The sequence below is a fragment of the Micromonospora sp. L32 genome (assembly GCF_052068055.1).
Taxonomy (GTDB): Bacteria; Actinomycetota; Actinomycetes; order Mycobacteriales; family Micromonosporaceae; genus Micromonospora; species Micromonospora purpureochromogenes.
Genome location: NZ_JBQHDD010000007.1, coordinates 341,980 through 363,341, shown reverse-complemented (window position 1 = coordinate 363,341; position 21,362 = coordinate 341,980). Strand labels below are relative to the sequence as shown.

Genomic DNA, 21,362 nt, shown 5'->3' with positions numbered 1-21,362 from the left:
CCCTGCCTCGACGCGGGTGGTCCGGCGGCCCCGGCCGGCGTCGGGGAGCGGGCGGGGCGTCCACCCGGCTGATCGGCCGCTGGTTAGGGTGGAGCCATGGCAGTCGTGAAGATCAACGCGATCGACGTCCCGTCCGGCGCCGGCGAGGAGCTGGAGAAGCGGTTCGCCGCCCGGGCCGGCGCGGTGGAGAACTCCCCCGGGTTCCTCGGCTTCGAGCTGCTGCGTCCGGTCGCCGGGGAGAGCCGCTACTTCGTCTACACCCGGTGGGAGAGCGAGGAGGCGTACCAGGCGTGGGCGGCCGGCCCGGCCCGGGCCGCGCACGCCGGCGGCGCGGGCGGGGAGCAGCGGCGGCCGGTCTCCTCGGGCGCCACGCTGCTGGAGTTCGAGGTCGTCCAGCAGGTCACCGGCAAGGGCTGAGCGCCCGGCCGATCAGGGCTGCCGGGTCTCGGCGAGCGAGGCGAAGGCGATGACGTTGTCCTCGTAGCCGGTCCGGCCGCCGACCCAGGCGCCGCCGCAGGTGATCAGCCGCAGCGCCGGCGGCCCGTCGTCGCCGTAGACCCGGTCGGCCGGCAGGTGGGACTTGTCGAAGTACTCGACCGAGTCGACGGTGAACACCGCGACCTTGCGATCCTCGCGGGTCACCTCGATCCGGTCGCCGGGCTTGAGCTTGCGCAGCTCGTAGAAGACGGCCGGGCCGCTCTTGGAGTCGACGTGCCCGACGATGATGGCCCGGCCGGGCTCACCCGGGGTCGGGCCGCGGTCGTACCAGCCGGTCTCGTGGTGCCGGTTCAGCGGCGGCACGTCGATCGACCCGTCCCTCGCCTTTCCCACCGGGGCCACCGGGGCGGTCACCTGAATGGCCGGCACCGCCAGGCTCACCGGCCGGCTGGCCGGCAACCCGCCGCCGCGCCCTGCGTCGGGCCGCTCCTGCGCGTCCGCCGGGCGTTGCTGGCCGGCCGCCCAGTCCAGCGGCCCGACGGTACGCCCGAGGCCCGCGCCGGTCGCGAAGACGCCGAGCAGCACCAGGGCCGCCGCGAGCGGCACCGACCAGGGGCTGCGTGCCGAGGCACGGTCGCCGCGGGCGGCCGGTGTCGAGGCGGGTTGCGAGGCCATCGCGCCGCTCAGCCTCGGGCGGCGCCACGGGGGCGGCGGGCCGCGATGATGCCGACCGTCGCGCCGGCGATGGTCAGGGCCAGGCCACCGGGTACGAGAAGGCCGGTGAGGTTGGCGCCGGCGGAGCCGCCGAAGCCGGTGTGCGGGCCGGGGCTGGGCTTCATCGACTTGACCACCTGGAGCATCGTCGAGGCGGTCGCGCCGTCGCGGCACTCCAGCTTGACCCGGTAGTTGCCCGGCCGGGTCCGCTCCCGGACCTCGGCCGAGGCGGTCAGCTCACCACGCTGGGGGTGCACCTGCACCCGGCCGAACGCGTCGGAGACGACCGTCGCCGGGATGGAGTTGTCCCGGCAACTGGCCCGGATGCCGACCAGGAAGCCGGGCTGCACCGGGGTCGGGCGTACCTCGACGAAGACCACGTTGGGAGTCGGCTGCGGCTCGCCGGCCTGCAGCGGCCAGACCTCAGCCGGCTCGCTGGGGGCCAGGGCCGCCGCCGCGGGTGGCGGGGCGGCGAGCGCCGCGCCCGCCCCGAGCAACGCCGGGCCGAGGGCACCGAACGTGATGGCCAACGCGGTGCGCTGGAGCGTGATCGACATCCTGCCCCCTTCCGGCCGCCTCGGGCAGCGCCGGGACAGCGAGCGCCGGCCTGCCGTACGGGATGAATCGTCTCACCCCCGGGCGTACATCACATCCGATACGACGGAACCGTCGCGTACGCTCGGGTCGCTGTGACCTCCACCGACCAGAACCCCGCCGTCCCGGCGGCCCCGCCGGCCGCCCGGATCCGCACCTTCCACCCCCGCCGCGGCCGGATGAGCGGCCGCCAGACGGACGCGCTGGAACGGCTCTGGCCGGAGTACGGCGTCGACATCGCCGAGCTCGACGGCCCCTTCGACCCGGCCGCGCTCTTCGGCCGGGGCGCCCCCGTGGTGCTGGAGATCGGCTCCGGCATGGGCGACGCCACGGCGGCGATGGCCGTCGCCGACCCGGACCGGGACTACCTGGCCGTCGAGGTGCACACGCCCGGCCTCGGCAAGCTGCTGGAACTGGTGGAACGGCATGGGCTGACCAACGTCCGGGTGGCCAAGGGCGACGCGCTGGACCTGGTCCGTGCCATGCCGACCGACGCTCTGGACGCGGTGCACGTCTTCTTCCCCGACCCCTGGCCGAAGGCCCGGCACCACAAGCGGCGGATCATCCAGCCGGAACACGTGGCGTTGCTCCGCTCCCGCCTGCGGCCGGGTGGCATCCTGCACTGCGCCACCGACTGGGCCGAGTACGCCGAGTCGATGCGGGAGACCCTGACCGCAGACCCCGGCCTGGCGGACCCGCACGGAGACTTCGCCCCCCGCCCCGCACACCGCCCGGTCACCAGGTTCGAGCGCCGCGCCCTGACCGCCGGCCGCCCCGTCTTCGACCTCATCCACCCCCGCCACCCCTGACCCACCCCACCCCTCCCCTCCCCGCCGCCGCGCCCACCCGGCCGACGCCGGGTGCTCTTTCCGAGAAAGAGTGCCTATCGGGGCGGGAATAGCCACGCTTTCTCTGAATCTGCGACGCGCGAAGGGCTGGGGGCGCGTACCCGGTTGGCGGGCGGGGGTGCGGGGCGGGCACGATGGAGCGGCTATGACGCTCACTGCCGCGCTGCCTCGAAGCGCCGACCCCGACACCCTCTACGACGCGTTCGCCGGCTGGGCGAAGGAGCGCGGCCTCGACCTCTACCCCCACCAGGAGGAGGCGGTCATCGAGATCGTCTCCGGCGCGAACGTGATCATGAACACGCCGACCGGCTCCGGCAAGAGCCTGGTCGCGATCGCGGCGCACTTCGCCGCCCTGGCCGACAACCGGACCACCTTCTACACCGCGCCGATCAAGGCGCTGGTGTCGGAGAAGTTCTTCGCCCTCTGCGAGGTCTTCGGCGCGGAGAACGTCGGCATGCTCACCGGCGACGCCAGCGTCAACGCCGACGCCCCGATCATCTGCTGCACCGCCGAGATCCTGGCCAACCTCGCGCTGCGCGAGGGGTCCCGGGCGGACGTCGGCCAGGTGGTCATGGACGAGTTCCACTTCTACGCCGAGCCCGACCGGGGCTGGGCGTGGCAGGTGCCGCTGATCGAGCTGCCGCAGGCGCAGTTCGTGCTGATGTCGGCCACGCTCGGCGACACCACCCGGTTCGTCGACGACCTGTCCCGGCGCACCGGGCGATCCACCGCCGTCGTCCGCTCCGCCGAGCGGCCGGTCCCGCTGCTCTTCTCGTACGCGATGACCCCGATGCACGAGACCCTCGAGGAGCTGCTGGAGACCAAGCAGGCCCCGGTCTACGTCGTGCACTTCACCCAGGCCGCCGCGCTGGAACGCGCCCAGGCGCTGATGAGCGTCAACGTCTGCACCCGGGCCGAGAAGGACATGATCGCCCAGGCGATCGGCAACTTCCGGTTCACCTCCGGCTTCGGCAAGACCCTGTCCCGGCTGGTCCGGCACGGCATCGGCGTACACCACGCCGGCATGCTGCCCAAGTACCGCCGACTGGTGGAGACCCTCGCCCAGGCCGGCCTGCTCAAGGTCATCTGCGGCACCGACACCCTGGGCGTCGGCATCAACGTGCCCATCCGCACCGTGCTCTTCACCGGCCTGTCCAAGTACGACGGGGTGCGTACCCGGCTGCTCAAGGCCCGCGAGTTCCACCAGATCGCCGGGCGGGCCGGGCGGGCCGGCTTCGACACCCTCGGCCGGGTGGTGGTGCAGGCCCCCGAGCACGTCATCGAGAACGAGAAGGCCCTGGCCAAGGCCGGCGACGACCCGAAGAAGCGGCGCAAGGTGGTCAAGAAGAAGCCACCGGAGGGCTCGGTCGGCTGGGGGCAGCCCACCTTCGAGCGCCTGGTCGAGGCCGAGCCGGAGCCGCTGACCTCCAGCTTCCAGGTCAGCCACTCGATGCTGCTCAACGTCATCGGCCGGCCCGGCGACGCGTTCGCCTCGATGCGGCACCTGCTGACCGACAACCACGAGGACCGGGCCGCCCAGCGCCGGCACATCCGCCGGGCCATCGCGATCTACCGGGCGCTGCGCGCCGGCGGGGTGGTCGAACAGCTCGACGAGCCGGACGAGGCCGGCCGGCGGGTCCGCCTCACCGTCGACCTTCAGCTCGACTTCGCGCTCAACCAGCCGCTGTCGCCGCTGGCGCTGGCCGCGATCGAGCTGCTCGACGTCGAGTCCCCCTCGTACGCCCTCGACGTGCTCTCGGTCGTCGAGTCGATCCTCGACGACCCCCGGCAGGTGCTCTCCGCGCAGCAGTTCAAGGCCCGCGGCGAGGCGGTGGCCGCGATGAAGGCCGAGGGCATCGAGTACGAGGCCCGCCTCGAACTGCTCGACGAGGTGACCTGGCCCAAGCCGCTCGCCGAGCTGCTGGGGGCCGCGTACGAGATGTACCGGCAGGGCCACCCCTGGGTCGCCGACCACCAGCTCTCCCCCAAGTCGGTGGTCCGGGACATGTACGAGCGGGCGATGACCTTCACCGAGTACGTGCAGTTCTACGGGCTGTCCCGCTCGGAGGGCCTGGTGCTGCGGTACCTCGCCGACGCGTACAAGACGCTGCGGCAGACCGTGCCCGAGGACGCCAAGACCGAGGAGCTGGTCGACCTCATCGAGTGGCTGGGCGAGCTGGTCCGCCAGGTCGACTCCAGCCTGATCGACGAGTGGGAGCGGCTGCGCAACCCGTCCGACGTGGCGGAGCTGGCCTCGTCGCTGGCGGACAAGCCGCCGGCGGTCACCCGCAACGCCCGCGCCTTCCGGGTGCTGGTGCGCAACGCGCTGTTCCGCCGGGTCGAGCTGGCCGCGCTGCGCCGCTGGTACGACCTGGGCGAGCTGGACTCCGCGTCGGGCTGGGACGGCGACGCGTGGGCCGAGGCGCTGGAGCCGTACTTCGAGTTGTACGACTCGATCGGGGTCGGCCCCGACGCGCGCGGGCCGGCGCTGCTGATGATCGAGCAGGGCCGGGAACGCTGGACGGTACGGCAGATCCTCGACGACCCCGAGGGCGACCACGACTGGGGCATCAGCGCCGAGGTGGACCTCGCCGCGTCCGACGAGGCGGGCGCCGCGGTCGTCCGGATCACCGACGTCGGGCAGCTGTAGAAAAGAGTTTCGCGGGGCCGTCCGGAGTGTCCGGGCGGCCCCTTTCGTTCCCTGGGCGATGTCACTCCTGTCGATTAGAATGTGTGTACTAATCGAGGTTCCTGACCTGGGAGGACGCTCGTGACCGCGCCCACCTCCGCCGCCCCGCTCACCCCCTACGCCACGCTCCTCGGCTTCACCCGGTACGTCGACCGCACCGGGCCGACCAAGGCCACCTTCGTCGGTGGGCTGCGCAAGCAGCGGGCCAGCCGGCACGGGTTCAACCCGCACGGCCAGTTCGTCAAGGCCCTCAAGGCCGACATCGCCTTCCACACCGGCGGCACCCACCTCGCCGGCGTGGCCGACGTGGTCAAGCCCCGGTGGCGCCCGCTCTACCAGGCGCTCGTCCCCGGGGCGACGGCCTGGCTGGAGTCCCTCGGCGAGCCGGCCGGCATCGACCTGGCCCAGACCCGCGACGCGCTCGCCATGCTGGGCGACCTGCCCGTCAAGATCAATCCGCACTTCGGCGTCCGGTACGCCGACGGCCACGCCGAGGCCGTCCGGCTGCACTTCGACGAAGCCCCGCCGAGCGAGGAGGCGACGCTGGCCACGCTGCACCTGATGGCCCGGCACATGGACGCGGTGCTGCCGCACGCCGAGCCGGTCCTGGTCGACGTGCGGCGGGGCGAGGCCCACCGGATGCCCGACACGATCAAGCCCGAGCAGGTCGAGCAGTGGCTGGCCGGCGAGGCCGCCGCCTTCCGCGCCATCTGGTCCACCGCCGCCTGACCCGACGCTCCCGCCGGGCCGGCCACGATCCGGCCGGGTGCGGGCGTGGTACCCCCGCCCGGGCCGGCCACCGGTCCGGACGGGACGGGCGTGCTGCTCCGGCGCGCCGCCACCTCGGGACCGGTGGCGGCGCGCCGGGTCAGCCGGCGGGTGGGTCCGGGGGATCAGCCGGTGCGGTCGGCCCTGTGCAGCAGCCCCGCGGTGACGAGGCCGCCGACGAGAACCGCCACGGCGCCCACCGTCTGGCCGGTCTCCAGTGCCGCGCGGAACGCATCGGAGACGGCCTGCCGTTCGGTCTCCGACCGGGCGGCGGCCACGGCGGCGGGGAGCGATCCCGCGCCGGCCAGGGCGGGTGGCAGCAGCGCGGCGAACCGGGCGTTCAGCACGGCCCCCAGCACGGCGATGCCCAGGCTGCCGCCGACCTCGGTCATGGTGCCGTCCACGCCCGCGCCGACGCCGGCCTTGCGCGCCGGCACGGCGCTCATCACCGCCTCGACGATGGCCGGGTTGGCCAGCGCGCAGCCGGCGCCCATCAGCAGCAGCCCGCCGAGCAGCACGGGGTAGCCGTCCCCCGGTGCGTGCGTGACGACCGTGAGTCCGCCGGCCAGCAGCGCCATCCCGACGGCGATCGCCGACGGCGACCCGAGCCGGCGGATGACCCGGGCGGCGACACCGGCGAGGTTGAGCACGACGATGGAGAGCGCGAAGGGCACCATCCGCAGTCCCGCCTCCCACGCCGAATAGCCGCGCACGAACTGGAGGTGCTGGGTCAGCAGGAACAGTGCGCCGGTGGCGCCGAAGGTGATCAGGACGACCCCGCAGACCGCGCCGACGAACCGGCGTTCGGAGAACAGGCTCATGTCCAGCATCGGGGCCGGGATCCGCCGCTCCCACGCCACGAAGAGCAACAGCAGGAGCACGCCGGCGCCGGCCGCGCCGAGCACCGCCGGCGCCGCCCACCCGTGCTCCGGCCCGGAGATGATCGCCCAGACCACCCCGGTGAGGCCGGCCGTGGAGAGCAGCACGCCGAGCAGGTCGAGGCGGCCGTCCACCGGATCGCGGGACTCCGGCACCAGCGCCCCGGCGGCCAGCAGGCAGACCAGCACGATCGGGACGTTGACCAGGAAGATCGCGTTCCACGGCAGGTGGGCGAGGATGGCGCCACCGATCGGCGGCCCGGCCGCGAAGCCCAGCGCGCTGGTGGCCGCCCAGAGACCGATCGCCCGGGTCCGCTCGGAAGCGTCGAAGATCTGCATGGCGACCGCGAGGGTGGCGGTGACCAGGAGGGCGCCGCCGATCCCCATGCCGGCCCGGGCGGCGATGAGCTGCCCGCTGGTCCCGGCGAGCCCGGCGGCCAGCGAGCCGGCGCCGAACAGGACCAGGCCGGCGAGCAGCATCCGCCGCCGCCCGTACCGGTCGGCGGCGCTGCCGGCGGTGAGCAGCAGGCCGCACTGCACCAGCGCGTACGCGTTGATCATCCATTGGACGTCGGCGGTGGTGGCGTCCAGTTCGCCGGTGAGCACCGGGATCGCCACGGTCAGCACGGTGTTGTCGAGGACCACGGTGACCTGGGCCAGGCAGAGCACGGCCAGGATCAGCCAGCGGTGTCGGACCGGGCCGGCCGGCGGGGTCCCCGCCGCCGGGCTGCCGTCGCGTACCGCGCCGGGGGCGCTCATCGCGGCGGGGCGAAGCGGGCGAGCGGGTTGGCCAGGGTGCCGACGAACTGCAACGCGGCCGACGGGTCGGCGAGGTCGACCATCTGCCGGTTGTTGCGCAGTTGCAGCCGGTTCAGGCAGGACAGCGGGAACTCGGCGGCGAAGAGGTCGTGCCGGCGCAGCCGCTCGGCCAGGTGCGGGACGCCGCGCTGGTAGTCGGCGGCGCACTCGGCCGCCGTGCGCCAGAACTCGTCCTCGGCCAGGACGCCCTCGGTGACCAGGATGGCGTTGAGGTGGCGCAGGAAGCAGTCGAACACGTCGGTGAAGATCGACAGGATCTTCTCCTCGTCGGGAACCGCGACCCGGATGCGCCGCACCGCCGGTGGCAGGTCGGCCTCGGGGTCCATCACCGCGATCTCCTCGGCGATGTCCTTGAAGATCACCCGCTCCACCGCCCCGTCGTGCAGCACCAGGATCACGTTCTCCCCGTGCGGCATGAAGGCCAGGTCGTGGGCGTAGAGGCTGTGCAGCAGCGGGACCAGGTAGGCGTCGAGGTAACGGCGCAGCCAGACCGTCGGCGCCAGCCCCGACTCCGCCACCAGCGCGCCGGCGACCGACCGGCCGCCCCGGTCGACGTGCAGCAGGGACGCCATGGTCGCCAGCCGGCGGCCCGGCTCCAGCCCGGCGACCGGGCTCTCCCGCCAGAGCGCGGCCAGCATCTTCCGGTACGGGGAGTACCGGTCGGTCGCCGCCTCGTACTGCCGGTGGCGGTAGCCGATCGCGGCGCGTTCCCGGATGATCGTCAGCCGGCTGCGCCGGAACACGGGGTCGGTGGCGACGAGGTCGGCCAGCCAGTCGTTGATCGCCGGGGTGTGCTCCATGTACGCGGCGGACAGCCCGCGCATGAAGCCCATGTTGAGCACCGACAGGGCGGTCTTGACGTAGTGCTTCTCCGGGTGGGTGACGTTGAAGAAGGTGCGGATGGACTGCTGGGCGAGGTACTCGTCGGGGCCCTCGCCGAGGCAGACCAGCTGCCGCCGGGCCACCTCGCCGGCGAAGGTGACGGAGAGCTTGTTCCACCACTGCCACGGATGCACCGGGAGGAGCAGGTAGTCGGCCGGGTCCAGGCCCAGCCCGGTGAGGGTACGGGCGAAGCCGGCGAGCGTGTCGTCGCCGAGTTCGGCGCGGACCAGGGTGTCGTAGTCCAGGTCGGCGGCGCAGCTGAAGGTGGTGTGGTCGCGGTGTGCGGCCAGCCAGATCAGCCGGACCGGCCGGGCGGCCTCCGGGGCGTACCGGTGGTACTCGTGCACCCCGAAACCGATCCGGCCGTTGTTGGCCACGAAGCAGGGGTGCCCCTCGGTCATCTGCGTCTCGACGTCCTGGAAGTCCGCCCGGGCCAGCTTGGTGGCGTCCATCGCCGGCTTGCCGAGCTTGTACGCGGTGCCGGCCAGCGTCGAGGTGATCTCCTCGAGGTAGACCGGCAGGATCTCGTCGGTGAGGCCGAGCGCCCCGCGCAGGTCGAGGCAGAGGTCGACGGCGTCCAGCGGCAGCTCCCGGCCGTCGGAGTGCCGGGTGATGCTGGCCGCGTCGACCTGCCAGTGCCGCAGGGCGAGCAGCCGGGCGGTGAACCGGTACTCGACGGTGCCGTCGTCGCCGGGTACCCGGTAGCGGTCCGCGCCCAGCGGCTCGGGGGTGATCAGTCGTTCGTGGGCGAACTCCGCGAGGGCCTTGCGGACCAGCAGCCGGTTGGCCTCGGCCCAGTGCCCCGGGGTCAGGTGGTCCACGGATGCGAGCGGGTTCACGCGGGCAGGTCTCCTCGGGTGGCGGCCAGGAACTTCTCACGGGTGCAGACGCTGAGCAGAGCGTCCTTCTCGGGCTTGCGGATCGGGCCGACGACGGTGAAGCCCACGGCGGCGTTGAGCGCGTGCACGGCGTGGTTGCGCACGTCCGGTTCGACGACGACGCGGCGGACGGCCGGGTCGGCGAAGAGCCACGCCATGACCGTGGTGATCACGGCGCGGGTGAAGCCGTGCACGGGGTTGTCGGCGGGCGCGCAGAGGAAGTGCATGCCGACGTCGCCGTCGGCGGCGCCGTACAGGCCGACGAGTTCGACGTGGGCCGGGTCGTACCGCTCGGCGAGGAACGCCGGCCGGCCGCGCCACGAGCCGAGGTACGCGTCGTGGTGCGGGTGCGCGGCGATCCGCCGGTACTCCTGCGCCACCCGGGCCACGTCGGCGTCCTGCATCAGCCAGAACCCGGCCTTGGGGTGGGTGACCCAGCCGTGCAGCAGCGCGGCGTCGCCGTCCGGATCAAGGGTACGCAGGGCGAACTCGCCGAGCCGGTCGTCGACCCGGCGGAACACCGTCATGCGGTCACCGCCACCGGCGCACCGAACTCCTGGAAGGCGATGCGCCGCTCGATCGGGTAGTGCTCGCGCCCGGTCAGCTCCCGGATGATCCAGGAGTTGCGGTACGCGCCCATGCCGAGATCCGGCGAGGTGATGCTGTGCGCCTGGGTGCTGGCGTTCTGGAGGAAGACACCCCGGCCGGTCTGGTCGACCGAGTAGTTGCGGGCGACGTCGAAGCGGCCGTGCGAGTCCCAGCGGAGCCGGTCGCGGATGGGCTCCAGGAAGTCGGGCACCCGGTAGTGGTAGCCGGTGGCCAGCACCAGCCCCTCGGTGGTGAGGGTGAAGTCGCGGCCCTGCTCGACGTTGCGCAGGCCGAGCGTGTACGTCCCGCTCGCCGGGTCGTGGGTGGCGGTGCTCAGCGCGGTGTTGGTCATCAGCCGGGTGGGCACCGGGCCGGCCACGCTGCGGGCGTAGAGCAGGTCGAAGATGTCGTTGACCAGGTCGGCGTTGATGCCCTTGAACAGGCCCTTCTGCTCGGCCTCCAGCCGGTACCGGGTCGCCTCGGGCAGGGCGTGGAAGTAGTCCACGTAGTCCGGCGAGGTCATCTCCAGGGTGAGCTTGGTGTACTCCAGCGGGAAGAACCGCGGCGAGCGGGTGACCCAGTTGAGCTGGTAGCCGTGGGTGCCGATGTCGGAGAGCAGGTCGTGGTAGATCTCGGCCGCGCTCTGCCCGCTGCCGACCACGGTGACGCTGCGCTTGGCCCGCAGCGCCGCCCGGTTCTCCAGGTACCGCGAGTTGTGGATCACGTCGCCGCCGAGGTCCCGGCAGGCGTCGGGCACGTGGGGCGGGGTGCCGGTGCCCAGCACCAGGTGCCGGGCTCGGTGGATGACCCGCTCGCCGGCCGCCGTGGCGTGCACGACGTACCGCTCGTCGGCCGGGTCGTACTCGATGGAGGTGACCTCGTGGCCGAACCGGACGCTGGACAGCTTCGCCGCCGCCCACCGGCAGTAGTCGTTGTACTCGCTGCGCAGCGGGAAGAAGCTCTCCCGGATGTAGAACGGGTACAGCCGCCCGGATTCCTTGAGGTAGTTCAGGAACGAGTAGGGCGAGGTGGGGTCGGCCAGGGTGACCAGGTCGGCGAGGAACGGCGTCTGCAGGCGGGTGGACTCCAGCAGCATGCCGGGATGCCAGTTGAACTCGTCGCGGGCCTCGAGGAAGAGGCCGTCGAGGTCGCGGATCGGCGCGGTCAGGCAGGCCAGGCCCAGGTTGTACGGGCCCAGCCCGACGGCGATGAAGTCGTGGGTCGACATGGGGTTCTCCAGGGCGGGACGGCCGGTCAGCGGATGGGGCAGGACAGCTCACCGGCCGTGCGGGTACGCACGTACCAGCCGGCGTGTTCGGCGATCAGGTCGAGGACGTGGGCGATGTCGTCCACGGTGGTCTCGGGGTTGAGCAGGGTGAACTTCAGGTGGTGCGCGCCGTCCACGGTGGTGCCCGCGACGAGGGCGGCGCCGGACGCGGCCAGCGCCTCGCGGGCGTACAGGTTGGCCTCGTCGACGAGTGCCCGGCCGGGACCGGAGGGCAGGTAGCGGAAGACCACGGTGCTGAGCTGGGACCGGGTCACCACCTCGAAGCGGGGGTCCTCGGTGAGCAGTTGCCAGGCGGCGGCGGCCCGGTCGATCACCTCGTCGAAGAGCGCCCCGACCGCGTCCGGGCCCATGATGCGCAGGGTGAGCCAGAGCTTCAGGGCGTCGAAGCGACGGGTGGTCTGGATGCTCTTGTCGACCTGGTTGGGGATGCGCTGCTCGACCGCCCGGGCGGGGTTGAGGTAGTCGGCGTGCCAGGTGGCGTGCCGCAGCACCCGGCGGTCGCGCACCAGCAGCGCGCTGGAGCTGACCGGCTGGAAGAAGGACTTGTGGTAGTCCACGGTCACCGAGTCGGCCCGCTCGATGCCGTCGAGCAGATGCCGCCGGGTCGGCGAGACCAGCAGCCCGCAGCCGTACGCGGCGTCGACGTGCAGCCACACGCCGGCCGCCGCGCAGATGTCGGCGATCTGCGGCAGCGGGTCGATGGTGCCGAAGTCGGTGGTGCCGGCGGTCGCCACCACGGCCATCACCCGCAGCCCCTCGCGGCGGCAGCGGTCGATCTCCCGGGCCAGTTCGTCGGTACGCATCCGGCGCTCGGCGTCGGTGCCCACCGCGACCACCGCGTCGGCGGCGAGGCCGAGCAGCTTCGCCGCCTTCTGCACGCTGAAGTGGCCGGCCGCCGAGGTGAGGACCCGCAGCCGGGACAGCGCTTCGGGGCGGGCGGCCGCGCCGCCGTCCGCGGCGACGGCCTCCTCCCGGGCGAGCAGCATCGCCTGGAGGTTCGACTGCGTCCCGCCGCTGGTGAACACGCCGTCGGCGGCCGGGCCCAGCCCGACGCGGTCGACCGTCCAGTCGATCAGCCGGCGCTCGATGAGGGTGCCGCCGGCGCTCTGGTCCCAGGTGTCCATGGAGGAGTTGACCGCACTGAGCACCGCCTCGCCGAGCAGCGCGGGGATCACCACCGGGCAGTTCAGGTGCGCCAGGTAGCGCGGGTGGTGGAAGTACACGGCGTCGCGCAGGTAGACGTCCTGGAGTTCGTCGAGCGCCGCCCCGGTGTCGCCGAGCGGCCGGTCCAGGTCGATGCCGGCGATCCGGGGAGCGAGGTCCTGGGGGGTGACGCCGGTGAAGGGACGGTCGGTGGCGGCCACCCGCTCGGCCACCCGGTCGATCCCATCGGCCAGCACCCGGCGGTAGTGCGCGACGGAGCCGGCGGTGAACAGGTGGGCCCGGTCGGCGGTCGCCGGAGCGGGAACCGCTGCGGTCGGGAGAGCCTGAACGGTTGCTCCGGGCAGCTTCATGGCAGTCCTCAATGGTCGAGAGTGGACACGGCGGGAGGACGGGTGACGGCGCGGCGTCCACCAGCGGTCCCGAGTTGATCGAGTGAAGTTAGGTTACCCTAACCTAAGTTGCGGTCAACGCCGCACCGGCTCGGCGCGCCGGAGTTCGGCCGTCGGCTCCGGCTCTGCCGCAGGGTCGGAGCCGGACGCGGGGGCGAACCGCCGCTGGCGGGCGACGCCCACCACGACGCCGAGCAGCACCAGGACCACGCAGGCCGCCGCGACCACGGGGTACCCCGCCCCGTCGGCGGCGGCCAGCCCGACCGAGGCCGCCACGAACGAGCAGACCAGCCCGAAGGGCGGTGAAGTCGGTTGCCGCCGGTGCCGGGCCGGGAGTAGTCCATGGTGACCGACGGTGATGAAGCCGTCCCGACACCTTGAGCACCAGAGGGCCTCCCAGTTGCGTCTCACGCCCCGGCCTCCAGTAAGGTTCGCCTTAGTTAGGGGAGGGTAACCTAAGTTGATATTCGTGGAGCACGCGGCTCACCGGGGCTCCGGACCGGCCGCACGATGACCGGCGTCTACCGCGACGCCCGGGGCGTGCCGCACCTGCGCGCCGATTCGGCCGACGAGCTGGCCCGGCTGCAGGGCCGGGTGGCGGCCCTCGACCGGGCCTGGCAGATCGAGGTCGAGCGGTGGCGCTCCGAGGGGCGACTCGCCGCGCACGTCGGCCCCGACGCGCTGGGCTGGGACCGGTTCGCCCGGCGCGCCCGACTCGACGACACCGCCCGGCGGTGCTTCCACCGCCTCTCCCCCGGCACCCGGCGCTGGGTCGCCGCCTACGCGGCCGGCGTCAACGACGGGCTCGCCGAGGGCGCCGCCGGTGCCCCCGAGTTCGCGGCGGTCGGGGTGGCCCCCGGACGCTGGCAGCCGTGGTCGCCGCTGGGCGTCTTCACCGTCCAGCACATCCTCTTCGCCACCTTCCCGAACAAGCTCTGGCACGCCCACGTCGCCGCGACCCTCGGCCCGGACGCGACCGACCTCTTCGCCGTCGAGGGGCCCGGCGGCTCCGGCAGCAACGCCTGGGCGGTGCCCGGGGACACCGCCACCGGCCGGGCGCCGGTCATCGCCGGCGACCCGCACCGACTGCTCGAACTGCCCGGCATCTACCAGCAGGTACGCCTGGCCTGCCCGGAGTTCGACGTGCTCGGCTTCGCCTTCCCCGGCGTGCCGGGACTGCCCCACTTCGGACACGCCGGCGAGGTCGCCTGGGCGGTCACCAACGCGATGGCCGACTACCAGGACCTGTACCGCGAGCAGCTGCGGCGCGACAGCGACCGGGTGCTGGTCCGCGACGCCGACGGCTGGGTGCCGGCGCGGCGGCACGTCGAGCGGATCGACGTACGCGACGGCGACCCGGAGACCGTGGAGGTGATCGAGACGCCGCGCGGGCCCGTGATCGACCACGACCGGCACACCGGCGAGGCGATCAGCCTGCGCATCCCGGCCCGGGTCGAGGCGGACCTCGGCTTCGAGGCGCTGCTGCCGCTGCTACGCTCCCGCACCGTCGACGACGTCGCCGACGCGCTGCGCGCCTGGGTCGAGCCGGTCAACAGCGTCCTCGTGGCCGACCGGAGCGGGGCCGTGTACCAGCTGGTCGCCGGGCTTGTGCCGAAACGCGACGAACGGTGCCGGCGGGAACCGGTGCCCGGCTGGGACCCGCGCTACCGCTGGCGCGGGGGCTACGCCGAGACCAAGCCGGTCGCGGTCGACGGCATCGCGGTCTGCGCCAACGACCGCCGCCCCGACGTGGCCGACCTCGGTGCCGACTTCGCCCCACCACACCGCGCCGACCGGATCCGCGCCCTGCTGGCCGACGACGTCGCGCCGGACGACGTACACATGGACACCCGGCTCGCCGCGACGCCGCTGCGCGCGCTGCTCCACCGGCTCGATCCCGGCGACCTCGACCCGCCCGCCCGGGAGCTATGGGACCGGCTCACCGCCTGGGACGGCGCGATGCGAGCCGACAGCACCGACGCGGGCGCCTTCGCGGCCTGGCGTACCGCCCTGGCCCGCCGGTTGCACGAGCACCCGAGCCTGCGCCCGTTGCGCGCCCCCGGCGCGTACGACGAGCTGTTCACGCCGTGGACGGACCCGCTGGCGCGCATCGGCCACGCCCTCGACGGCGTCGTCGCCGGGCTGCACCGCCTCGGGGTCGACGTGGCGCCGGTGGCGGCCGCGGCCCTGACGGACGTGGCCGCCGAGGGGCCGCCGACGCCTTGGGGCCGGCGGCACCTGCTGCATCCGCTGCACCTCGGCGTGGCCCCCGCCGTCGACGCGGCGGTGGCCGCCATGCGGGCCGCGACTCCGCTGGCCGGCGACACCGACTGCGTGCTCGCCACTACCAGCGTCCCCGGGGTCTCCGACGCCTGCTGGCGCGGGCCGGTCGCCCGCTACGTGTGGGACCTCGGCGACCGCGCCCGCAGCCGCTGGATCGTCCCCTTCGGCGCGTCCGGACGCCCCGACGACCCGCACTTCGCCGACCAGCTGCGCCGCTGGGCGGCCGGCGAACTCGACCCGGTGGACACCGATTGGCGACACCTGACCCGAGAAGCAGGAGACGAGAACACGTGACGTACCAGCAGGACATCCCCGGCTTCGGCGAGCTGCGGCTCGTCGTGGTCGACCCGGCCGCCCACGCCGAACTGCTGCACGGCTGGGTGACCCAGCCACGCGCGAGGTTCTGGGGCATGGGCGGGTACACGGTGGACGAGGTGCGCGAGGTCTACGCGTTCATCGACGGGTTGACCACCCACCACGCGTACCTGATCATGCTCGACGGCACCCCCGCCGGCCTGTTCCAGACCTACCAGCCGGAGGCGGACCCGGTCGGCGAGCGGTACCCGGTGCAGCCCGGCGACATCGGGATGCACCTGCTGTTCGCGCCCGCCCCGGAGGCACCGCGCGGCCTGGCCACCGCCGCCTTCCCGGCCCTGGCCCGCTTCCTGTTCCGCGACCCGACCCGGCAGCGGATCGTGGTCGAACCGGACGTCCGCAACCACCGGTCGCTGCGCCTCTTCGAACGCGTCGGCTTCACCTTCGACGAGGAGATCGAGATGCCCGACAAGCGCGCCCGACTAGCCTTCCTCACCCGCTCCCGCTTCGAATCCGACCACCCCACCCCCTGACCGTCCCCCAACACGGAAAGGGTGCCTATTCCACGTGGAATAGGCACCCTTTCTCGGTAAGTGCGCGCCGAGGTGGGCGCGAGGGGGTCAGGCGGTGAGGTACTTGGCGAGGTCGTCGAGGATCTTGTTGGCGGCGCCGACGCCGATGCCGGTCATCCAGACCTCGTCGGAGACGACGTGCGCCTTGCCGGCCTTGACGGCGGAGAGGCCCTGCCAGAGCGAGCCGGCGGTGACCTTGGCCTGCTCGGCGGCGGCCTTCTCGCCGTACGCGGTCACGAAGATGACGTCACCGTCGACCTCGTTGATCCGCTCGGCGCTGACCAGGTCGAAGCGCTTGTCCTCCTTGCCCTCCAGGCGCTGCCGCTCGGGGCGGCCCAGCCCGGTGTCCCCGACGACGATGCCGGAGAACGAGTCCGGGCCGTACACCCGGATGTTGCCCGGGATGAAGCGCACGATCGACACCTTGCGGGAGGGGGCGTCGCCCAGCTTCGCGCCGAACTCCTTGGCCCGCTTCTCGTACGCGTCGAGCAGGTCGCGGGCCTGCTGCTCCTTGCCGAGCGCCTTGCCGTCGAGGAGCAGGTTCTCCTTCCAGGTGATGCCGACCTTCTCGGTGAAGACGGTGGGCGCGATGGCGCTCAGCTCGTCGTAGAACTTCTCCTGCCGGAACTTGCTGCCCAGGATCAGGTCCGGCTTCAGCGCGGTGATCGCCTCCAGGTCGGGCTCGGTGAGCACCCCGACCGCCTTGATGCCGGCGAGCTTCTCCTCGCCGAAGTAGGTCGGCCAGCTCTTCGCCTCACCGGCGGTGGCGGCGCCGACCGGCGTGACGCCGAGCGAGAGCGCAGTGTCGATCTTGTCGGTGTCGAGGACCACCACGCGCTTCGGCTCGGCCGGGACCTTGGTGCTGCCCATGGCGTGGGTGATCTCCCGGGTCTCCCCGGTGGCGGTGCCGGCGACCGGGTCGCTCTCCCCGCAGGCGGTGAGGCCCACGCCGAGGGCGAGGGCCGCGGTGAGGGTGGCGGCGAGACGACGCATCAGAGTCCTTTCGAGGGGTACGGGCCGACGCGCGGGATGTCCGCGTCGTCGATGGGAGTGCGGGCCGCCGGAGCGGTCGGGCCCACGGGATTCGAGCCGGCCGGGCCGGCAACGGAGGGTGTGCCGGCGGCCGGAGCCGGATCGGCGGGCAGCGGGGCGCCGGGCAGCGGGGCCAGCGACGGGCTGGTGAGACCGGGCACCACCAGCGGGGCGCCGGTGACCGGGCAGGGCACCACCACGCAGTCGAGCCCGAAGACGTCCCGGACCAACTCCGCGGTGAGGATCTCCCGTGGCGGCCCGGCGGCGACCACGGACCCGGCCCGCATCGCCACGAGGTGGTCGGCGTAGCGGGCGGCCTGGTTGAGGTCGTGCAGCACGGCGACCACGGTGCGGCCGCGCTCGGCGCGCAGCCGGTGCAGCAGGTCCAGCACCTCGACCTGGTGGGCCAGGTCGAGGAAGGTGGTCGGCTCGTCGAGCAGCAGCGCCTCGGTGTCCTGGGCGAGGGTCATCGCGATCCAGACCCGCTGCCGCTGGCCGCCGGAGAGGGTGTCCACCGGCCGGTCGGCCAGCCCGGCGACGTCGGCGAGCGCCATCGCCCGGTCCACCGCGACGGCGTCCTGCTCCGACCATTGCCGCCACCACCGCTGGTAGGGCTGCCGGCCCCGCCCGACCAGGTCGGCCACGGTGACGCCCTCCGGCACCAGCGGGCTCTGCGGCAGCACACCCAGTCGGCGGGCCACCTCCCGGGTGGGCAGGTCGCGGATGGCGGTGCCGTCCAGCAGCACCGCGCCCCGGCGGGGCGTGAGCAGCCGGGCCATGGTGCGCAGCAGGGTGGACTTGCCGCAGGCGTTCGGCCCGACGATGACGGTGAACGCGTCGGCGGGCAGCTCCAGGTCGAGCCCGTCCAGCACGGTCCGTTCGTCGTAACCGGCGACCAGGTCGCGGGTGGAGAGCATCGCGCCTCCTGTGCCAGGGGTGGACGTCACGACGACCGCCGACGGCCGCGGACCAGCAGGAACATCAGGTACGGCCCGCCGATCGCGGCGGTGAGCACGCCCGCCGGCAGTTGGGTGGGGGCGAACAGCCGCCGGCCGGCGAGGTCGGCCAGCACCAGCAGCAGGGCGCCGAGCAACGCGGCGCACACCATCGGCGGCCGCTCGGCCCGGACCAGCCGGCGGGCCACCTGCGGGGCGACCAGGGCGACGAAGTCGACCGCGCCGACCTGGGCGGTGACGGTGGCCGCGACGACGACGCCGGTGGCGGCCAGGCCGATCCGGCGGGCCACCGGCCGCAGCCCGATCCCCCGGGCGGTGTCGTCGTCCAGGGCGGAGCCGTTGAGCGCCCAGCCGGCCCAGGCCAGCACCGGCAGCAGCACGGCCAGGGTGAGCGCGATCCAGACCGTCTCGGTCCAACCCTTGCCGGCGAGGGTGCCGATCAGCCAGATCTGCGCCCGTAGCCCGTCGATCGGGTCGGCGGAGAGCATCACCACCTCGGTCAGTGCCCGCAGGGCGAACGCGACGGCGACGCCGGCCAGCACGAACCGCTGCGCGGCCAGCCCGTGCCGGGCGCCGAGCGCGAGCAGCAGGACCGCGGCGGCCAGCCCGCCGACCAGGGCCGCCGGGGCGACCAGCACGGCCGCCGCACCGGTGGTGATCGCGACGGTGGCGGCCAGGCCGGCGCCCTGGGTGATGCCGATGACGTCGGGGCTGGCCAGGGGGTTGCGGGCCACGCTCTGGATCAGCGTGCCGGCGATCCCGAAGGCCGCACCGGCCGTCGCGGCCAGCACGAGCCGGGGCAGCCGCAGGTCGAGCACCACCAGGTCGTACGGGGTGCCGGCGCCGGAGAGCGCGCGCAGCACGTCGGCCGGCGCGACGTACGGGGTGCCGAGGCAGAGGCTGAGCAGCGCGGCGAGGGCGAGCAGCACGGTCGAGGCGAGCGCGACGAGCACCGCGCGGCGGCGCACCTGGAGGCTGACCGGCCCGACCCGCACCAGCGACCGCCCGGGCAGCCCGGTCAGGCCGGTCGGAGCGGCGGCGGTCAGGTCGTGGACGCTCACGGTGCCAGCCTCAGTTCGCGACTGCGGGGCTCGCAGACCCGGCTCACTCCTCGCGCTCACGCGGTCACCACCTTGGCGCGGCGGACCAGGTACGCCAGCAGCGGCGCGCCGATCAGGGCGGTGATGATCCCGGCCGGCACCTCACCGGGCGGGGCGATCAGCCGGCCGACGATGTCGGCGCCGAGCAGCAGGGTGGGGCCGAGCAGGGCGGAGACGCCCAGGGTCCAGCGGTGGTCGGCGCCGACCAGGGCGCGGGCCAGGTGCGGCACGGCGAGCCCGACGAAGGCGATCGGCCCGGCCGAGGCGACCGCGGCGCCGGTGAGCAGCACGGCGGCCGCGCCGCCACCGAGGCGTACCAGGCCGATCCGATGGCCCAGGCCACGGGCGACGTCGTCGCCGAGGGCGAGCGCGTCGAGGCCCCGGGCGACCACCGCGGCCAGGGCCAACCCGGCCAGGACGAACGGCAGCACCTGGGCGGCGACGCCGAGATCCCGCCCGGTCAGCCCGCCGACGACCCAGAACCGGTACTCCTCGAAGGTGCGCGCGTCGATGCTGAGCAGCGCGTACACCACGGAGGCGAGGCTGGCGTCGAGGGCCGCGCCGATCAGCGCGAGGGTGACCGGGCTGGCGCCCTCGCGGGTCCGGTTGGCGACGGCGAAGACCAGCAGGCCGGCGCCGAGCGCGCCGGCGATGCCGAACCAGACGTACCCGGCGAGGCTGCCGACGCCGAGGACGGCGATGGCCAGCACGACGCCGAAGGAGGCGCCGGCGCTGATGCCGAGGATCCGCGGCTCGGCGAGCGGGTTGCGGGTGAGCGCCTGGAAGAGCACCCCGGCGACCGCGAGGGCGAGGCCGACGACCAGCCCCAGGGCGGTACGCGGCATCCGCAGCTCGCGCACGATGGTGCTCGCCGTTCCCCCGTCCGGGGCGACCAGGGCGGTCCAGACCTGGCCCACGCCCAGCGGCCGGCTGCCGAGCGCGAGGCTGGCCAGGACGGCCAGGAGCAGCGCCAGCGCGGCCGCGACGGCGACGGCGGTGCGGCGGCCCCGCTGTGCGCCGGTGCGGCGGGCGGCGCCGACCGGACGTGCGGCGAGGGTGGTCACGATGCTCCCGAGCTGGAACTAAGGTACGCCTTACCTTAGCCGAGAGGCCGAGGGTGACCTAAGAGAGCAGCGTCGATAGGCCGTGGACCCGGGCAGACAGGAACCAACCGGGGAAAATCACCCCTACCCTGGGTCCATGCGATTCGACCAGCACACCCTCGTCCTCTTCAGCCGCCCGGCGGACGCGCCGGAGCTGCCCCGGGACGCGGCGGATCTGCTGCACGACACCCACCTGGCCCACCAGGCGGGGCTGGTGGAGCAGGGACTCCTGCTCGCCGCCGGCCCGTTCGTGGACCCGGACGATGCGACCCTGCGCGGTCTCGCCGTGCTGCCGATCAGCCCGGACGAGGCCCGCGAGCTGTACGCCAACGACCCGGCGGTGCGCGCCGGCCAACTCGTGGTGCGGGTGGCGAGCTGGCTGGTGCCGGAGGGCAACGTGCGCTACGAGAGCGTCGGCGTGCCCCGCTCGATGCTGGAGGCCGCCGCCGGCGACTGACCGGCCGGCGCGGAGGGCCGAGGCGCCGCCGGCGACTGACCCGCCGAGCGGAGGATCAGTCCTCGGAGGCCGGCCGGCTGCTCGGCACGGTGGGCATCGGCCACTGCCCGGTGCGCACCGCCATCGGCGCGTCGAGCTGGTGGTCGCCCCAGACGTACGTCTCGGGCAGCAGGTCGGCGACGGGCACCGGGCGCAGCGCGTCCATCGGCCCGACGATCACCTTGATCGACGGGAAGTAGTCCAGCAGCACCTGGCGGCACCGCCCGCAGGGCGGGATGACGCCCCGCCCCCGGTCACCCACCGCGACGATGGCCTCCAGCTCGCCGGCCCCCTGGGTGGCGGCGGCGCCGATCGCGACCACCTCGGCACACGGGCCACCGGTGAAGTGGTAGACGTTGACGCCGGTGAAGACCCGGCCGTCGGCGGTCCGGGCCGCGGCGGCGACGGTGTGATTGTCGCTGCGGCAGCGCAGCTTGGCGACCGCGGTCGCCGCCTGCACCAGCGCGCGGTCGGTGTCCAGCATCGTCATGTCGCCGCCCCCGGATCGGTGTCGCCCGGCCGAAACTCTAGCCTGGCCGGCCCGCCGCCCCGGGCAGCGACGCCGACG

20 protein-coding genes are annotated in these 21,362 nt (G+C 73.8%); 7 read left to right on the top strand and 13 right to left on the bottom strand.

What is annotated here, in order from left to right; genetic code table 11:
- Positions 1-96 precede the first annotated feature (96 nt).
- Complete coding sequence (locus ACTMTB_RS21185) at positions 97-417, top strand: antibiotic biosynthesis monooxygenase family protein (RefSeq protein WP_441148021.1); 321 nt, start codon at positions 97-99, stop codon at positions 415-417.
- A gap of 12 nt (positions 418-429) precedes the next feature.
- Here the strand turns inward: ACTMTB_RS21185 and ACTMTB_RS21180 are convergent, their stop codons facing one another.
- The gene (locus ACTMTB_RS21180; RefSeq protein WP_441148020.1) at positions 430-1,113 is read right to left on the bottom strand and encodes a class F sortase; all 684 of its coding nucleotides are present in this window, start codon (positions 1,111-1,113) and stop codon (positions 430-432) included.
- An 8-nt stretch (positions 1,114-1,121) separates the two neighbouring features.
- Complete coding sequence (locus tag ACTMTB_RS21175; protein ID WP_441148019.1) at positions 1,122-1,709, bottom strand: hypothetical protein; 588 nt, start codon at positions 1,707-1,709, stop codon at positions 1,122-1,124.
- A 132-nt stretch (positions 1,710-1,841) separates the two neighbouring features.
- Here ACTMTB_RS21175 and trmB point away from each other — a divergent pair, with 132 nt between their 5' ends.
- The 3 genes from trmB to ACTMTB_RS21160 all read left to right on the top strand — a co-directional run bounded on the left by trmB (position 1,842) and on the right by ACTMTB_RS21160 (position 6,012).
- The gene (trmB, locus tag ACTMTB_RS21170; RefSeq protein WP_441148018.1) at positions 1,842-2,555 is read left to right on the top strand and encodes a tRNA (guanosine(46)-N7)-methyltransferase TrmB; all 714 of its coding nucleotides are present in this window, start codon (positions 1,842-1,844) and stop codon (positions 2,553-2,555) included.
- A gap of 184 nt (positions 2,556-2,739) precedes the next feature.
- Positions 2,740-5,244 carry a DEAD/DEAH box helicase gene (locus ACTMTB_RS21165; protein WP_441148017.1) on the top strand — a complete coding sequence of 835 codons (2,505 nt, stop codon included), beginning with the start codon at positions 2,740-2,742 and terminating at the stop codon, positions 5,242-5,244.
- Positions 5,245-5,364: 120 nt separating this feature from the next.
- Positions 5,365-6,012, top strand: a complete 648-nt coding sequence (locus ACTMTB_RS21160) for a hypothetical protein (protein WP_154938380.1) — start codon at positions 5,365-5,367, stop codon at positions 6,010-6,012.
- Positions 6,013-6,176: 164 nt separating this feature from the next.
- On the opposite strand, the gene ACTMTB_RS21155 is transcribed toward ACTMTB_RS21160, so the two are convergent.
- The 6 genes from ACTMTB_RS21155 to ACTMTB_RS21130 all read right to left on the bottom strand — a co-directional run bounded on the left by ACTMTB_RS21155 (position 6,177) and on the right by ACTMTB_RS21130 (position 13,348).
- Positions 6,177-7,688 (bottom strand): MFS transporter, encoded by a 1,512-nt coding sequence (locus tag ACTMTB_RS21155; protein WP_441148016.1) that lies wholly within the window; start codon positions 7,686-7,688, stop codon positions 6,177-6,179.
- Positions 7,685-9,469: an IucA/IucC family protein gene (locus ACTMTB_RS21150; RefSeq protein WP_441148015.1), complete on the bottom strand. Its 1,785-nt coding sequence runs from the start codon at positions 9,467-9,469 to the stop codon at positions 7,685-7,687. The genes ACTMTB_RS21155 and ACTMTB_RS21150 overlap by 4 nt, the downstream gene beginning before the upstream one ends.
- Complete coding sequence (locus ACTMTB_RS21145; RefSeq protein ID WP_441148014.1) at positions 9,466-10,035, bottom strand: GNAT family N-acetyltransferase; 570 nt, start codon at positions 10,033-10,035, stop codon at positions 9,466-9,468. The genes ACTMTB_RS21150 and ACTMTB_RS21145 overlap by 4 nt, the downstream gene beginning before the upstream one ends.
- Entirely contained in the window at positions 10,032-11,324 is a 1,293-nt protein-coding gene (locus ACTMTB_RS21140; protein ID WP_441148013.1) for a lysine N(6)-hydroxylase/L-ornithine N(5)-oxygenase family protein, read from the bottom strand. Before ACTMTB_RS21140 ends, ACTMTB_RS21145 begins: the two co-directional genes overlap by 4 nt.
- A 26-nt stretch (positions 11,325-11,350) precedes the next feature.
- The gene (locus ACTMTB_RS21135) at positions 11,351-12,898 is read right to left on the bottom strand and encodes a pyridoxal phosphate-dependent decarboxylase family protein (protein ID WP_441148012.1); all 1,548 of its coding nucleotides are present in this window, start codon (positions 12,896-12,898) and stop codon (positions 11,351-11,353) included.
- A 114-nt stretch (positions 12,899-13,012) separates the two neighbouring features.
- Complete coding sequence (locus tag ACTMTB_RS21130) at positions 13,013-13,348, bottom strand: hypothetical protein (RefSeq protein ID WP_441148011.1); 336 nt, start codon at positions 13,346-13,348, stop codon at positions 13,013-13,015.
- A gap of 99 nt (positions 13,349-13,447) precedes the next feature.
- Here ACTMTB_RS21130 and ACTMTB_RS21125 point away from each other — a divergent pair, with 99 nt between their 5' ends.
- Positions 13,448-15,514, top strand: a complete 2,067-nt coding sequence (locus ACTMTB_RS21125) for a penicillin acylase family protein (protein WP_441148010.1) — start codon at positions 13,448-13,450, stop codon at positions 15,512-15,514.
- Positions 15,511-16,068, top strand: a complete 558-nt coding sequence (locus ACTMTB_RS21120) for a GNAT family N-acetyltransferase (RefSeq protein WP_441148009.1) — start codon at positions 15,511-15,513, stop codon at positions 16,066-16,068. Before ACTMTB_RS21125 ends, ACTMTB_RS21120 begins: the two co-directional genes overlap by 4 nt.
- An 87-nt stretch (positions 16,069-16,155) precedes the next feature.
- Here the strand turns inward: ACTMTB_RS21120 and ACTMTB_RS21115 are convergent, their stop codons facing one another.
- Genes ACTMTB_RS21115 through ACTMTB_RS21100 form a run of 4 tightly spaced genes read right to left on the bottom strand, consistent with a single transcriptional unit; the run spans position 16,156 to position 20,259 of the window.
- Positions 16,156-17,100 (bottom strand): ABC transporter substrate-binding protein, encoded by a 945-nt coding sequence (locus tag ACTMTB_RS21115; protein ID WP_441148008.1) that lies wholly within the window; start codon positions 17,098-17,100, stop codon positions 16,156-16,158.
- Positions 17,100-18,056 (bottom strand): ABC transporter ATP-binding protein, encoded by a 957-nt coding sequence (locus ACTMTB_RS21110; RefSeq protein WP_441148007.1) that lies wholly within the window; start codon positions 18,054-18,056, stop codon positions 17,100-17,102. Before ACTMTB_RS21110 ends, ACTMTB_RS21115 begins: the two co-directional genes overlap by 1 nt.
- Positions 18,057-18,082: 26 nt before the next feature.
- Positions 18,083-19,156 (bottom strand): FecCD family ABC transporter permease, encoded by a 1,074-nt coding sequence (locus tag ACTMTB_RS21105; RefSeq protein ID WP_441148006.1) that lies wholly within the window; start codon positions 19,154-19,156, stop codon positions 18,083-18,085.
- 56 nt (positions 19,157-19,212) lie between these two features.
- Positions 19,213-20,259, bottom strand: a complete 1,047-nt coding sequence (locus ACTMTB_RS21100) for a FecCD family ABC transporter permease (protein ID WP_441148005.1) — start codon at positions 20,257-20,259, stop codon at positions 19,213-19,215.
- A 136-nt stretch (positions 20,260-20,395) separates the two neighbouring features.
- Here ACTMTB_RS21100 and ACTMTB_RS21095 point away from each other — a divergent pair, with 136 nt between their 5' ends.
- Entirely contained in the window at positions 20,396-20,755 is a 360-nt protein-coding gene (locus ACTMTB_RS21095) for a YciI family protein (RefSeq protein WP_441148004.1), read from the top strand.
- Between the two features lie 55 nt (positions 20,756-20,810).
- Here ACTMTB_RS21095 and ACTMTB_RS21090 read toward each other — a convergent pair whose 3' ends face one another.
- Entirely contained in the window at positions 20,811-21,284 is a 474-nt protein-coding gene (locus tag ACTMTB_RS21090) for a cytidine deaminase family protein (protein ID WP_154938401.1), read from the bottom strand.
- Between the last annotated feature and the right edge of the window lie 78 nt (positions 21,285-21,362).